Source organism: Streptomyces sp. ADMS (genome assembly GCF_033441795.1).
In the GTDB taxonomy this organism is placed as follows: Bacteria; Actinomycetota; Actinomycetes; order Streptomycetales; family Streptomycetaceae; genus Streptomyces.
Window position 1 is genome coordinate 1 of record NZ_JAVFVX010000556.1, and the last position, 283, is coordinate 283.

Annotated in this window: 1 protein-coding gene; it reads right to left on the reverse strand. The window is 70.0% G+C overall.

Annotated features, from left to right (window positions below; all coding sequences use genetic code 11):
- On the reverse strand, window positions 1-283 hold a 283-nt coding region (locus RB628_RS43040; RefSeq protein ID WP_318325833.1), incomplete at both ends, for a transposase.

Consider the following 283-nt stretch of genomic DNA (forward strand, 5'->3'; position numbering starts at 1 on the left):
ATCCGCCGGGCCAGCTCCGGTTTGGTGGCCACCGCGCTCGCGCGTTCGGGCGGGACGCCCTGCTCGGCGCAGCGGCGTTCGTGCTCCGCGGTGGTGCCGGCCCAGTTCCTGCCGAGGTAGAACTCGGCGTCGATCAGAGTGCGACCCCGGCGGGATCCATACGACAGGTGCACGCTGACCTGGGCGTTCTCGATTCTGCCCGCAGTTCCGGTGTACTGCCGCTGCACCCCGGCGGTCTTGGTGCCCTTCTTGATGTCGCCGGTCTCGTCCGCGATCAGCACCG